Source organism: Alteromonas sp. D210916BOD_24, from assembly GCF_047159385.1.
In the GTDB taxonomy this organism is placed as follows: domain Bacteria; phylum Pseudomonadota; class Gammaproteobacteria; order Enterobacterales; family Alteromonadaceae; genus Alteromonas.
On record NZ_AP038333.1, the window covers coordinates 324,370 to 338,255 of the forward strand.

At 45.5% G+C, this 13,886-nt stretch carries 11 protein-coding genes; 7 read left to right on the plus strand and 4 right to left on the minus strand.

Annotation, left to right across the window (positions count from 1 at the left end; genetic code table 11):
- Positions 1-34: 34 nt before the first annotated feature.
- Together cysG and ACMCM8_RS01465 are read right to left on the minus strand one after the other, a co-directional pair.
- Positions 35-1,420, minus strand: coding sequence for a siroheme synthase CysG (gene cysG, locus ACMCM8_RS01460; protein WP_412724739.1), 1,386 nt, complete (start codon positions 1,418-1,420; stop codon positions 35-37).
- 129 nt (positions 1,421-1,549) lie between these two features.
- The gene (locus ACMCM8_RS01465; RefSeq protein ID WP_412724741.1) at positions 1,550-3,349 is read right to left on the minus strand and encodes a DEAD/DEAH box helicase; all 1,800 of its coding nucleotides are present in this window, start codon (positions 3,347-3,349) and stop codon (positions 1,550-1,552) included.
- A gap of 213 nt (positions 3,350-3,562) precedes the next feature.
- Between ACMCM8_RS01465 and prsT the strand changes: the two genes are divergently transcribed.
- Positions 3,563-6,337: an XrtA/PEP-CTERM system TPR-repeat protein PrsT gene (gene prsT, locus ACMCM8_RS01470; RefSeq protein ID WP_412724743.1), complete on the plus strand. Its 2,775-nt coding sequence runs from the start codon at positions 3,563-3,565 to the stop codon at positions 6,335-6,337.
- Between the two features lie 146 nt (positions 6,338-6,483).
- Here the strand turns inward: prsT and ACMCM8_RS01475 are convergent, their stop codons facing one another.
- The gene (locus tag ACMCM8_RS01475) at positions 6,484-7,311 is read right to left on the minus strand and encodes an ion transporter (protein ID WP_412724745.1); all 828 of its coding nucleotides are present in this window, start codon (positions 7,309-7,311) and stop codon (positions 6,484-6,486) included.
- A gap of 112 nt (positions 7,312-7,423) precedes the next feature.
- On the opposite strand from ACMCM8_RS01475, the gene ACMCM8_RS01480 reads away from it, so the two are divergent.
- Positions 7,424-7,576: a hypothetical protein gene (locus ACMCM8_RS01480; protein ID WP_412724747.1), complete on the plus strand. Its 153-nt coding sequence runs from the start codon at positions 7,424-7,426 to the stop codon at positions 7,574-7,576.
- A gap of 97 nt (positions 7,577-7,673) precedes the next feature.
- Here ACMCM8_RS01480 and tolC read toward each other — a convergent pair whose 3' ends face one another.
- Positions 7,674-9,071: an outer membrane channel protein TolC gene (gene tolC / locus ACMCM8_RS01485; RefSeq protein WP_412724749.1), complete on the minus strand. Its 1,398-nt coding sequence runs from the start codon at positions 9,069-9,071 to the stop codon at positions 7,674-7,676.
- A gap of 296 nt (positions 9,072-9,367) precedes the next feature.
- Between tolC and nudF the strand changes: the two genes are divergently transcribed.
- From nudF to parE, 5 genes are all read left to right on the plus strand, one after another.
- Positions 9,368-9,994, plus strand: a complete 627-nt coding sequence (nudF, locus tag ACMCM8_RS01490; RefSeq protein WP_412724751.1) for an ADP-ribose diphosphatase — start codon at positions 9,368-9,370, stop codon at positions 9,992-9,994.
- A 41-nt stretch (positions 9,995-10,035) separates the two neighbouring features.
- Positions 10,036-10,431, plus strand: coding sequence for a DUF1249 domain-containing protein (locus ACMCM8_RS01495; RefSeq protein WP_412727578.1), 396 nt, complete (start codon positions 10,036-10,038; stop codon positions 10,429-10,431).
- A complete protein-coding gene (locus ACMCM8_RS01500; protein ID WP_412724753.1) occupies positions 10,428-11,213 on the plus strand; it encodes a metallophosphoesterase in 786 nt (261 codons plus the stop codon). Before ACMCM8_RS01495 ends, ACMCM8_RS01500 begins: the two co-directional genes overlap by 4 nt.
- A 52-nt stretch (positions 11,214-11,265) precedes the next feature.
- A complete protein-coding gene (locus tag ACMCM8_RS01505; RefSeq protein ID WP_412724755.1) occupies positions 11,266-11,847 on the plus strand; it encodes a YqiA/YcfP family alpha/beta fold hydrolase in 582 nt (193 codons plus the stop codon).
- A gap of 122 nt (positions 11,848-11,969) precedes the next feature.
- The gene (parE, locus tag ACMCM8_RS01510) at positions 11,970-13,865 is read left to right on the plus strand and encodes a DNA topoisomerase IV subunit B (RefSeq protein ID WP_412724757.1); all 1,896 of its coding nucleotides are present in this window, start codon (positions 11,970-11,972) and stop codon (positions 13,863-13,865) included.
- Positions 13,866-13,886 lie beyond the last annotated feature (21 nt).

Consider the following 13,886-nt stretch of genomic DNA (forward strand, 5'->3'; position numbering starts at 1 on the left):
CAAGTCAGTTCACTAAAATGGTTAAAAATTATCTTTATTGTTTAAACCAGTTAAGTGAATGATGTAAGTTCACAACACTGCCTACAATAATTAACGTTGGCGGTTGCAACTGCGCTTCTTCTTGTTTAGCGACGATGTTAGATAACGTACCGGTGACAACGTGTTGTTGTTCAGTCGTGGCCGATTGCACTAATGCAATGGGGGTATCAGCGTCCAGTCCGTGAGCTATTAAATTTTCACAGATAATCGGCAAACCTGTCAGTCCCATATAGAATACCGCGGTCTGGTTTTTTTGAGCCAATACAGGCCAGTTAAGATCTATGCTGTTATTTTTTAAATGGCCCGTTGCAAACACCACAGATTGCGCGTGGTCTCTATGGGTCAGCGGAATGCCGGCGTAGCTTGATGCACCACTTGCCGCAGTGATACCAGGCACCACCTGAAATTCGATGTTATGTTCGATGAGTGTTTGAATTTCTTCACCGCCACGGCCAAATATAAACGGGTCTCCCCCTTTTAGGCGTACGACGCGATTACCTTTCTTGGCTTCGTTCACCATTAGCTGGTTAATATCCCCTTGGGGAAGCGTATGGTTACTTTTTGCTTTTCCCACGTAAATCTTTTCAGCGTCTCGACGAACAAGCTCTAATATTTGAGGTGATACTAGTCTGTCGTATACCACCACATCGGCTTTTTGCATTAGGCGTAAAGCGCGAAACGTCAGCAGGTCAGGATCGCCGGGGCCGGCACCCACTAAGTACACTTGACCGGTGACGTTGTTGTCTTCAGCTGCCGCTTGAAGCGCTACTTCAAACGCATCATCTGCTTTTTTGTCTTGCCCTTTCTCCACCATTTCAGCAATGTCGCCATCGAGCACGTCTTCCCAGAAATAACGACGGGCGGTTACAGTGTTGAGCGTCTGCTTTACTTTCTCACGGAATTTTTCTGAAAATGCCCCCAGTTTACTTAAATTGGCGGGTAACACGGTTTCCAGCTTTTGGCGTAAGTAACGCAATAACACTGGCGCTACGCCACCACTGCTCATGGCAATAACAATAGGTGAGCGGTCAACGATAGATGGCGTGATGAACTGACACAGTGGAGTATTGTCCACGACATTCACCAGCACTTTGTTGGCGCGGGATAAGTCGTGAATATGCTGGTTAACGTCACCTTTGTCAGTGGCTATGAAAACCATATCCTTATCGGTAAGGTCACTATTTTCGAACTCACGTTCGATGAGCGTTACTTTCTCATTTTGCGCTAATTGCTTTACCGTATCACAAACCCAAGGCGCAACTACGGTAATGCTCGCAGGCGTCTTCATAACAAGCTCTAGTTTACGAGCGGCCACTTCACCGGCCCCAACAATAAGGACATTAAGTGTTCTGGCATCCAGGAATAACGGAAAGTAATCCATAAAGGTTTTCTTAGCTTCAAATACAAAAAAAGAACTGACACTATTTTGCGCCAATTCTTTTTAATTAGAAAACAACGAAAACAGCCTTTATATTGCGAATAGTTATATAAAGGCTTAGTTTGCTGTTATTTAGTTCTTACGCTTGCGGTTTTCACGATCGCCGCGATTGCCACGCTCTTCACGGTTACCACGGGGCGCTCTTTCACCACGGTTGCCGCGATCGCCACGTCCTTCGCGTTTCGGTGGAGGTGTGTCAGACCACTCGCGAATGTTCAAACGCTGACCTGCTACTCGTGTGCCTTGCAGCGTGTCACGGGTTTCTTTCGGCATGCCTTCTGGAAGGTCAACCGTACTGAAGTTGTCATAAATTTCAATGGCACCTATGTGCTTTGAATTAATGTTAGCTTCATTAGCAATAGCACCTACGATATTACCTGGCTTAGCACCATGTACGTGACCTACTTCAATGCGGAAGCGCTGCATGCCTTCTTCAGGCTTGCGGTTCCCACGTGGTACTTTTGGCTTTCTTTCGCGACCGTCACGACCATCACGAGAGTTTCTGTCACGGCTATCGCGCTGTGGCTTGCTATTAATATCCGGACGATCTGATTCTTTAAGAATAAGCGGCTCGTCGCCTTGCGCTATTTTAAGTAGCGCTGCCATCAATACTTCTGGAGACGCTTCGTTTTCTTCTTTAAGCATTTCAACAATAGGCATTAGTGATTCAATGCTATCGTCTTGTGTTGCTTCGGCAACCGATTGCTTGAAACGGCTTAAACGTGTCTCGTTGATTTCGCTAATTGAAGGGATAGGCATTGCTTCAATAGGCTGCTTAGTGGTTTTCTCGATAGAGAACAGTAAGCGCTTTTCACGGTGTGAAATAAATAAGATCGCATCACCTTGACGGCCAGCACGACCAGTTCGGCCGATGCGGTGTACGTAAGACTCACTATCGTACGGGATATCGTAATTAATAACATGACTTACACGTTCAACGTCAAGACCACGTGCTACTACGTCAGTAGCAACAAGAATGTCGATATTGCCCTGTTTAAGCTTTTCAACGGTACGCTCACGGGCTGCCTGCGGGATATCACCGTTAAGTGGTTCAACATCGTAACCACGAGCAGATAGCTTGTCAGCTAGCTCAACCGTTGCCGTTTTCGTACGCACGAAAATGATCATACCGTCGAACACTTCCACTTCCATGATACGCGTTAACGCTTCAAGTTTGTGGTGTGGCGCAATTTGACAGTAACGCTGGCGAATAGTACTCGCGGTGCTTACCTTAGACGCAATTTTAACGTGCTTAGGGTCTTTCAAATAGCGTTGAGTAATTTTCTTAATTGGGCCGGGCATAGTGGCTGAGAACAACGCAGTTTGACGCTCTTCTGGTGCGTGGCTAAGAATAAGTTCCACATCATCAATGAAGCCCATGCGCAGCATTTCATCAGCTTCGTCAAGCACTAGAAACTTAAGTTCGCTTAAGTCGAGTGTTTTACGCTTAATATGATCGATGATACGGCCTGGTGTACCCACAACCACTTGCACGCCCCGCTTAAGCTGGCGAATTTGGTTGTCGTACGACTGACCGCCGTATACTGGAAGTACTTTAATTTTTTGACTAAAGCTCGCATAAACCTGAAACGCCTCGGCAACCTGAATGGCTAGTTCACGGGTTGGGGCCAATACCAGTAATTGCGGCTTACGTTGCTCAGGATCGATATTTGCCAACATAGGCAGGGCAAACGCGGCGGTTTTTCCTGTCCCTGTCTGTGCCTGACCGAGTAAATCGTGACCATCAAGCAAAAGAGGAATACTTTCAGCCTGAATTGGTGACGGTTTCTCGTAGCCAACTTTTTCAAGGGCTTGTAAGATAGGTTCTGGTAGATTGAGGTCTTTAAATGTCATGTCGACAGTTGTGGTCATTAAGGATCCTGGTGCATTAAATATGGAGGGCGCGGCAAACAAGGTTTAGCGTAAAAACGCAATCTAGCGTGCCAGCAGTGTTGCAAAAGCCTATAGTATATTCGAATAATAGCTTGGTTGCCACGAAATTACATATTTGCGGTGGAAAAATAAACAGCGAACAGTGTGAATTAATATGTCAATATACATACTGAGGTGTAGCAAGGAATCAATATGAAATTGAATAAAAGAAAGAATTTGCTGAAAGGCGCGTCAGTAGCCGTGCTTTTGTTAAGTAGTTTAATGGTGGGGTGTACTGAAAAATCAGCGGAAAGCCATTTAGTTGATGCGAGAGCTTTTGTCTCTCAACAGCAAATTGATGCGGCCATCGTAGAATATAAGAATGCGATTCAAAAAGCGCCTGATTCGGCAGAAGCACGTGCAGAGCTGGGTAAACTATACATTCAAAAGAACAACTTTATCGCTGCAGAAAAAGAACTAAATAGAGCGTTAGAGTTGGGCTACCCAGCAAGTGAAATTATTCCGATTTTGTCGTTGGCGTATCAGCAAACTGGCGCTGAAAATGCGTTGATGAATATCGACCATGCTGCAGAAGGAATGACAGCTGTCGAGTCAGCAGAAGTGGGGTTCTATAAACTTCAATCATTAGTCAGGCTAAATAAGCCAGAGGAAGCGCGAGCACTATTAACTGAGTTAAGCACTCTGGATACCAGTTCGGTATATAAGGGCTTAATCGATAGTTATACCTATATCCTAGACAACGATCTGGAAGGGGCTGTGGCAGCAACCGAGCAATTGAGAGAGCAAGCGCCTTCAAATCGCGATGTATTGCAGCAGCTAGCCAGTCTTTATTTACAACAGAATGAATCAGACAAAGCTATTGACGTATACAGTAGCTATATGAAGTCTTACCCAGAAGACATTGCGAATAAATTTACTTATGCGGCGCTATTGGTTCAGAACCAACAGCTGGCTAAAGCGGATCCAATTGTTGATGAGTTGCTAAAACTCAATGAAAACCACCCGTTGTTAAATACATTCAAGGGCATTATTGAGTCTGCAAAAGGTAACTTTGCCAAGGCACTGGAGCACCTTGAGGTGGCAGTGCAAAACGGACGTAATGATCAGGTTGTGCGTCTTGTGGCAGGCTTTAGTGCTTATCAGATTCAAGACTTTGAAGCAGCTCAGCGTCACTTGACCATGGTTGCATCAAGTTTACCAGATAATCACCCAGGACTGCGTATGCTCGCTGACAGTATGCTGCAACTGGGAGAGAACGATGAAGCGCTGGAAGTACTAGCCAGAGTTGAGGGTGAGCAAACCTCTGACGCAGCACTATTTTCTAAAGCGAGTTACCAACTTCTTAAAGATGGCAACGTTGTGGGTGCTAAGAAAATGGTGGAGAAAACCGAAACGGTTAGCTCCACTGCAGAAGATTTATCGCGCTTGGGTGTGTTGCAGTTATCGCTTAACGACATCGAAGGTTTGGTTAACCTTGAGCAGGCGGTAGAAAAAGCGCCAGAATCGGTCACTACGCAAAATACCTTGATACGCGCCTACATTGCCACCAATCAGTTAGATAAAGCTAAACAAGCTGCAGAGCAGTGGCACCAGACGTCACCAAAAACGGCTGTCCCTCTGGTTTATTTAGGCAGTATTGCGATAGCGCAAAAAGAGTTCGATAAAGCGCAGTCATATCTTGATCAGGCCGGTCAGCTTGATGATGCTAACAATGAAGTAGAATACGCGAAAATAAAGCTACTCATAGCACAAGATAAAAAAGATGAAGCAATGGCAAGTGTGCGCAACGTTATTAAGGCGCAACCCACGGATATTCAAGCGCTGACTATCTGGTATGCACTTGCGGCTGAAAAAGGGCAAACCCAAGACGTGCTAGTTCACGCACAAAAACAGTTAGACAGTAACACTGACGATCTTAATCTGCGTATTTTGTTGGCCCGTTTTTACTCTTTAGAAGGGTCACTTGATAAAACCCATGAGTTACTTGCCGAGGTTCAAGGTGATGGGGCATCCCCGCTGTCTTACTGGAATCTAAAAGGCCAAACACTCATTGCATTAAACAAAGTTGATGATGCAGTGGCCTTTTTTGACAGTTGGCTATCTTTCTACCCGCAGGACCTCAATGCAGTACTAGGTAAATTGTTAATCCTAGACGCTACAAGGCAATTCGAAGAAGCGCTTACGCTGACGAACAACGTGTTGAAGAAGCGTGCCGACACCAGACTAAGTTTATTGAAAGCTTACTTCCATACTCGCTTAGCGCAACCCAAACCCGCTTGGGATATTGTCAATAGCGCGACAGATGAGGTGAAAGCATTGCCCTTTGTTCAGGGGGTGATCGCTCGTCTTAAATTGCTTGATGGTAATGCTAGCGACGCGGTGGATAATGCAAAAGTCGCTTATGAGGCAACGCCAAATGCTGACAACGCTCTGTTGCTGTTGGCCATTTATGAGAATTCTGACAACGCTGAGCAGGGTTATAACTTCCTCACGCAGCACGTTAAGGATAATGCTCAAGACATACAAAGCACAATGCTATTGGCTGAGCGACAGATTCAAAGAGATAGAGCATCGTCAATAGCGACGTATGAAGACATTCTTAAGCGGTCACCCGATAACTTTGTGGTACTCAATAATCTGGCTTATCTGGCCTATGAGGATGGCGATCTCAGTAAAGCTGAGTCCTTGGCAAAGCGCGCAGTGTCTTTACAAGGCCAAAATGCCGACGCAGTGGATACGCTGGCACAAATCTACATTGCCAAAGGTGAAAAAGACGCTGCGCTGGCCTTGTACGAAGAGATATCTATCCGTCCTATTCCTAACGAAGAGGTCTATCTGAATCATGTTGAGTTACTCCTAAGCATGGATAAAAAGACCCTAGCGAAGCGCCGTTTAGCCAGCCGAGAGTTTACCTCTGATACGGCAAAAGCGCGCGTTGAGGCACTGAAAGCTAAATACAATATCTAGAAAGTGTCGATGACGAATTACAGCTGATATCACTTTTCAGTAAAAACGCCCAATGTATTCATTGGGCGTTTTTTTATGCCATGTTCATATTCTTTGTACCAGTTCGGTTTTCGCGATTGGTGACTATGCCCTTGCTTTTTTCCGCTTTATTGCTTCTGAGCAAGTTGGGTTTTTATTGCGTTAAGTTCAGCCATAACGTCTTTTAAAGTAGGCTCTGCATTACCTTTAGCCGCTTGTTCGGCAAGCAGTTCTGCTTGCTTTTCGGCACGGGCTTTCTCGTTTTCCCGCTCCATTACGTTAACGACAATACCTATTACCATGTTTAAGAAGGCAAACGCGGTGAAGAATATAAATGTTAGGTAGAAAACCCAGCTAAGTGAGTACACTTCCTGCGTTTCATACATTACGTCTGTCCAGTCTTCAAACGTCATTATTCTAAATAACGTCAGCATGGAGATAGTGATATCACCCCATAAGACGGGATTAATGTTTTCAAACAATGTGCTGCCAACTGCGGCGTAGATGTAGAAAATGATAAACATCAGTAGCATTACATATCCCAACTGGGGGAGGGCTTTGACCAGTGAAACTAGTAGAATACGCAATTCGGGAATAATCGATATCATCCGCAACACCCGAAATACACGGACTAAGCGGGCTACTACTGCTAATTCTGCGTCGTCAGCCGGAATGAGGCTTATCACCACAATAAGGGTATCAAACCAATTCCAAAAGCTTTTGAAGAAATAGCGTTTACGCTTTTCTGCAAGAAATCGAATAGTAATTTCAGTGAGGAAAAAGGCGCTGATAAACCAATCGAGAAAAAGGGTTACCGAGGACATGCCCGACGGGAGTTCATAGGTTTTAGCGCCTACTAAGAGGGCAGATATAACTATCACGCTGATTACAAAGGCTTCAAACCATTTGTTAGCGCGGATCCGTTCAAATTTATTTTGAAGTTCAGAGGCTTGCATTGTTGTTTATCACTTAAAAGGTCAATCAAATAACCAAAGGGGTTGAGCTAAGTTCCTTTGGCGTTATACTAAATCGAATGTCTAACTATAAAAACAAAAAAGGGGGCTAATCATGGATGATGAGTTACAGGTACTGCAAGAAAAATTGAACGCAGTATATACTCAACTGACGAATTTCGTATCAAGCAAGCAAAATGCAGAAGATTTGTGTGCAGAGTGCGAGCAATTGCTTAACGCATTAGAAAAGTTTACCCCTGTTCGCTGATACGCGATAAAACCTATTCCCGTCATACCAGATACACGTATTTCAAAAAAAAGGGCAGCATCACGCTACCCTTGATTTTGTATTAATGCTTAGTTGCTTAACCGTTGTCGCGGCTTTCAACTGGTTGCAAACCGCGATTTATCATGGCCACATCTTCACCCGTTAACGTACCTGCGGCCTGTTTAAGGGTAATAACAGACTGAATGAAGTCATAACGCGCTCCTGCCAGATTACGACGGGCATCGAATAAATTACGCGTACTGTCTAACACGTCAACAATGGTTCGCGTACCTACATCAAACCCTGCCTCCGTCGCCTTTAATGCACTGTCAGCAGAGACCACCGATTGTTCCAATGCGCGAATAGTGGAAATGGAAGCTTTGACGTTGTTAAACGAACTGCGCACCGACTGAACGGTCTGACGGTATGTTTGCTCGGCAGCTTGACTGGCGGCAACATAGTTATACTTGGCTTGAGACGTCTGGGTGTCAACGCGGCCCCCTTGATAGATAGGCACATTTAGCGTAACGCCAATGGACTGGCTGTTAAGATAAGGTGTTTTATACCCAAATGGCGAAGTGGAGCCATCATCGTTAATTACATCTGCATTGACATCGTCTTTTGAACGACCATAGCTACCACTTAATGACAGCGTAGGTAAATGACCAGAGCGGGCGATAGCGATATCTTCTTTCGCGATATCCATCGCAAGGCGATCGACCAACAACGCCAGGTTTTTATCTTGTGCGGTTTCAAGCCAGCTATCTACAGTCTGTGGAACAGGCATGGTGGCTGAAAAATTCTCTTTATTCAAACCGTATAAGCGGTCGTGATATTTACCCGTGATCACACGCAGCGCTTCCAGGGCAAACTCAAGTTGGTTTTTCGCCTGAATTTCCTGAGCCACCGTGCTGTCGTAGTTTGCCTGTGCTTCGTGAACATCGGTAATAGCAGTTAAGCCCACTTCAAAGCGTTGGCGGGTTTGTTCTAACTGACGCTCGATAGCACGCTTTTCTGCACCAACAAATTCTACGCTGTCTCTGGCGCGCAATACGTCAAAATACGCGGTCACCGTGCGCACAATTACATCTTGCATGCTGGCAGCAAGTTGTGCATCGCTTTGCTCTGCCACTTTTTCAGCGCGATCTAATCCTAACCAGTTAGCATGGTCATACAGTGACATTGATAAAGAAACACCATATTGCATGGTATCAACTTCAGAGTCAGTGGTGAAAACCCGCAGGCCGTCGTCGCCCGCCGCTTGTTGAAAGCGTTCGGCCTCTGACATGGTGTAGCTAACCGAACCAGAGAGTTGGGGTAGAAGATTGGCGCGGCTTAGGGTAATTCCTTCAAACGCAGCATCTCGTTGCGCTTTCGCCTGGTTTACGAGAGGGTCGTTGGCCAATGCTTGTTGATATACCTGCATAAGGTCATCGGCTAGCGCACCAGTTGTCATTGAAACTCCGATAACCAGCGACAGAAGTGTTCGTTTCATGCTTACGTCTTCCTGTTGTGTTCAAGTTGTATCGCCTTTTAAACGATAAGCGACTAATTAAAACCAAGTGTATGAAAAATCAACCACAAACCGAAAGTCCAAACTCGTAACAGTCTTCGTTTAACTGTAACAGAATATGTGATCTACCCACGCGATTATTATTGTAATAGCGACTTGCAATATGAGTTTTCTGTTATTCTTTCACATCTAGCCTAAGGCGTGCTACACGCATATACATGGCTGGTGTGTAAATGTACTATGTATGATAAATGTATTTGAAACAAAAGTATCAGCAAATGAACAAGGAATTCCTTTCATTTACCTCAAATGACGTCGAAATTACTGACATTACGCCAGTGTATCGCGGTTTCTTTACCATGAATCAATATCAATTCAGGCACAAGTGCTTTAACGGTGAGTGGAGCGAAACTGTCCGTCGAGAAATTTTTGAACGTGGACATGCAGTTGGCGTGTTGCCCTATGACCCAGAACGTCAAGAATTCGTGCTTATTGAACAGGTAAGAATTGGGGCGTTAGCCACTTCTTCAAGTCCTTGGTTAATTGAAATTATCGCTGGCATGATTGATGAGGGGGAAACGCAGGAGTCAGTATGCCACAGAGAATCCATGGAAGAAGCGGGGATTACCCTAGATAAGCTTACAAAAGCGCTGAGCTATCTTTCCAGTCCAGGTGGAACCTCTGAAAGGTTACATATTTTTATTGCCAAAACCGACGCAAGCAAAGCGCATGGCTTGCACGGCTTAGACAGTGAGTCGGAAGACATTAAAGTGCATCGGGTTAAAGAAAGTACTGCCCTTGAATGGCTGGAAAATGGCCATATTGACAACGCCGCGGCGGTAATTGCGCTACAATGGTTCTTTATGCACAAAACAAAACTTCTCAAGCAGTGGCAGACAACGTGACTTTACACAACCAACGCAAATATGTCCCTCATCTTCCGTCAATGCAGGCGCTATGCGAACTGAACTATGCTCATGTACTGCGCATTTTGCCCGACTGTGACACGGAAGATTTGCGCTACCAATTTTCCGTTGGCAAAGGATTGTCTTACGAAATTCGTATTATTGAATCGGCGCGCTACACCAGTACGCTGAGTATTCGACAAACAACGCAGGAAATGCCCGCGTATCTCACCCCTTCAATGACTGTTCGTTTATACCACGATGCGCGAATGGCTGAGGTGATCAATAGTCAGAACACAGGGGCACTGCAGCCATCCTATAGCTACCCCAATATAAAAATGCGGCAGCGAAATGAAAAACACATGGTAAACATTTTCCTCGCAGAATGGCTGCAATTCTGTTTACCCCATGCCTCTAACGTTGCCTTTGAAGCGTGATCACACTTATTCAGATTAGCGATTGTCATTTATTTAGCGACAAGGCGAAAAAAGGGTATGCCCAGATATCGCCTTATGCGTCGCTTAGTAGTGTATTGCGCGCCATGCAACCACGATTACAAGACAACATTGGCAAGACATTGGTGTTAACTACGGGGGATATCAGTGGTGACAGCAGTGAGCAAAGTTATACCGACTTTGTTACCTTAATGCGTGAATATACAGAAGCGCAGGGCGTGCCGTGGTACGTACTACCAGGTAATCACGACAACAATCCCTACTTTCACGAACAGTTAGGGCACAAGAATTTGACTTGCGATGCGCCGCTATTACTTGATAATTGGGTAATAGCGGGAATGGATACCCGTATATCGTCACAACCCAATACCGCCAAAGGTGAAATCCGTCAACAGCAACTCGATTCGTTAGCCGCAAATGTTGCAACATGGCCAGACTACCATCACCTGATTGCCTTACATCACCATATTCAGCCTTCATGTAGTTGGATGGACAAGCATGCTTTACACAATGCTCAGTCACTGGAGGTGTTTGTCAGTCGCACCGCGCAGGTAAAAGCTCTTATTCATGGGCATATTCACTCCTCTCTACGACAGCATATTGGTGATAGCGCAACCCCGTCTTATGGGTGCCCGTCTACTTGTTGGCAATGGGAGATGCAGGCCGAATTTGGCGTGAGTCGAGAGGCGCCAGGCTATCAAATTCTTTCTTTACACTCAGATGGTATTGTCGAGGTTGACGTTAAACGCCTTGCGTTAACATAAGGTACTTGGCCTTAGCGGTTTAACGAAATTACATATGAACAATGAGAAAAGCATGCAGCACATTTTATATCTTCACGGTTTTTTAAGCTCACCTAAATCAATTAAAGCACAAGCAACAAAAGCTTATTTTGAACAGCATCACCGCGATGTCACATTACATGTGCCCGCGTTGTCTAATTACCCCAGCAAAGTCCAGCCGCAATTGATAGACCTTATTGAACAAACGCCAGCTTTATTAGAAGGGGGACTCAGATTAATAGGCAGTTCCATGGGCGGCTATTTGTCTACTTTTCTGCTCGAGCAGTTTGGTGGTAAAGCCGTACTTGTTAACCCGGCAGTGCGTCCTTATGAATTACTTAAAAGCTTTATTGGCGATCATCAAAACCCCTATAGTGGCGAAAAATTCGCTATAGTGGAAAGTGATATGGCGGTGATTAAGTCATTGGAAGTCAACGCCTTAAGCGACCCTTCATGTTATAAAGTCATGCTACAAACTCAGGATGAGACCTTAGATTACACGCAGGCTGCACAGAAATACGAACAAAGCCAGCTGTTAATAGAAGAGGGCGGCGATCACAGCTTTGTAGGTTACGAAAATCACCTACCCGCCATTGCAGAATTTTTGCTGAAATAAGCGCATTGCCACACTTATCAAGCCCTGCTACCATCAAAATATTACTTGCGTTGCACGGCCATGTTTATTCACTGTGCGGCGTATTTCTTACTTTGTCGTTGGCTTAAATAACAACCATAACTATGTCAAATCAATACAATTCAGATGCTATCGAGGTCCTCAACGGCCTTGAACCCGTAAAACGCCGCCCTGGTATGTATACCGACACTACCCGGCCAAATCACTTGGGGCAGGAAGTCATTGATAACAGTGTGGATGAAGCGCTGGCAGGCCATGCGTCTAATATCAAAGTTATTTTGCACGAAGATCAGTCGCTGGAAGTGATTGATGATGGGCGGGGGATGCCGGTTGATATCCACCCAGAAGAAGGTATATCTGGGGTGGAACTTATTTTGTGTAAGCTTCACGCTGGGGGAAAGTTCTCGAACAAAAATTATGCGTTCTCCGGTGGTTTGCACGGCGTGGGTATTTCGGTAGTAAACGCACTTTCAACCCGGGTTGAAGTGACGATTCGACGAGACAGTAACGTTTATCAGATTGCCTTTGAAAATGGCGACAAAGTAGAAGAACTACAAATTATTGATACCTGCGGTAAGCGTAATACCGGTACGCGTGTCCATTTTTGGCCTGACCCCCAGTATTTCGATTCAGCAAAATTCTCTGTCAGTCGATTGGTGCATAACCTACGCGCTAAAGCAGTATTAAGCCCGGGGCTGCGCATTCGCTTTGACAATAAAATTACCAAAGAAAGCCAGGAGTGGTACTACGAAGATGGCTTAAAAGATTACTTATATCAGGCGGTTGAGGAGTTTGAAACTCTGCCTTCAGATACGCCATTTGTGGGTAATTTCAGTGGTAATACCGAAGCTGCAGATTGGGCGGTCATGTGGTTACCTGAAGGGGGCGATTTAGTCACAGAAAGTTACGTGAACCTTATTCCCACGGCACAAGGCGGTACCCACGTCAACGGGTTGCGCCAGGGCTTATTGGAGTCTATGCGCGAATTTTGTGAATTCAGAAACCTGATGCCCCGAGGCGTGAAGCTATCGCCCGATGATATTTGGGATCGCTGTGCGTATATTTTATCGACCAAGATGCAAGACCCTCAGTTTGCAGGGCAAACTAAAGAGCGCTTGTCATCACGTCAAGCCAGTGCGTTTGTGTCGGGTGTGGTAAAAGATGCATTCAGTTTATGGCTAAACCAACACACTGAAATTGCCGAAGCGTTGGCAGAGATGTGCATAAACAATGCGCAGCGTCGCTTGCGTCAAACTAAAAAAGTGGCCCGTAAGAAGGTGACCCAAGGCCCAGCCTTACCGGGTAAGCTGACCGATTGTTCGTCTCAGGATATCACCTATTCTGAACTCTTTTTAGTAGAAGGTGACTCGGCGGGAGGCTCGGCAAAGCAAGCCCGCGACAGAGAATTTCAGGCTATTATGCCGCTGCGCGGAAAAATTCTAAACAGTTGGGAAGTGGATTCATCTCAAGTCTTGGCGTCACAGGAAATTCACGATATTTCAGTGGCGTTGGGTATTGACCCAGACTCGACAGATTTATCGGGGCTGCGCTATGGCAAAATATGTATTTTGGCCGACGCGGACTCTGATGGACTTCACATTGCCACACTGTTGTGCGCCTTGTTTGTACGCCACTTTAGAACGTTGGTGGATCAGGGACATGTGTATGTCGCCATGCCTCCTCTGTTTCGTATTGATGTGGGTAAAGAAGTGTACTACGCCTTGGATGAAGGTGAAAAACAGGGGATTTTAGATCGCATAGAGGCAGAGAAAAAGCGCGGTAAAGTCAATGTGCAACGCTTCAAAGGTTTGGGTGAAATGAACCCCATGCAACTTAGGGAAACGACCATGGATCCCAACACCCGCCGGCTTGTTCAGCTGACCATAGAAGACGCTGAGGAAATGATGGAGCTGATGGACATGTTACTCAATAAGAAGCGTTCCGGCGACCGTAAAATTTGGCTAGAAAGCAAAGGTAACATGGCAGAAGTGGCGTTGTAACCCCGTCGCTAATAAACAATG

Coding starts and splice junctions, on each gene's coding strand:
- ACMCM8_RS01505 (WP_412724755.1), top strand. CDS start 11,266: ATGCAGCACATTTTATATCTTCACGGTTTTTTAAGCTCACCTAAATCA.
- tolC (WP_412724749.1), bottom strand. CDS start 9,071: ATGAAACGAACACTTCTGTCGCTGGTTATCGGAGTTTCAATGACAACT.
- prsT (WP_412724743.1), top strand. CDS start 3,563: ATGAAATTGAATAAAAGAAAGAATTTGCTGAAAGGCGCGTCAGTAGCC.
- ACMCM8_RS01480 (WP_412724747.1), top strand. CDS start 7,424: ATGGATGATGAGTTACAGGTACTGCAAGAAAAATTGAACGCAGTATAT.
- ACMCM8_RS01465 (WP_412724741.1), bottom strand. CDS start 3,349: ATGACCACAACTGTCGACATGACATTTAAAGACCTCAATCTACCAGAA.
- ACMCM8_RS01495 (WP_412727578.1), top strand. CDS start 10,036: ATGCAGGCGCTATGCGAACTGAACTATGCTCATGTACTGCGCATTTTG.
- nudF (WP_412724751.1), top strand. CDS start 9,368: ATGAACAAGGAATTCCTTTCATTTACCTCAAATGACGTCGAAATTACT.
- ACMCM8_RS01475 (WP_412724745.1), bottom strand. CDS start 7,311: ATGCAAGCCTCTGAACTTCAAAATAAATTTGAACGGATCCGCGCTAAC.
- parE (WP_412724757.1), top strand. CDS start 11,970: ATGTCAAATCAATACAATTCAGATGCTATCGAGGTCCTCAACGGCCTT.
- cysG (WP_412724739.1), bottom strand. CDS start 1,420: ATGGATTACTTTCCGTTATTCCTGGATGCCAGAACACTTAATGTCCTT.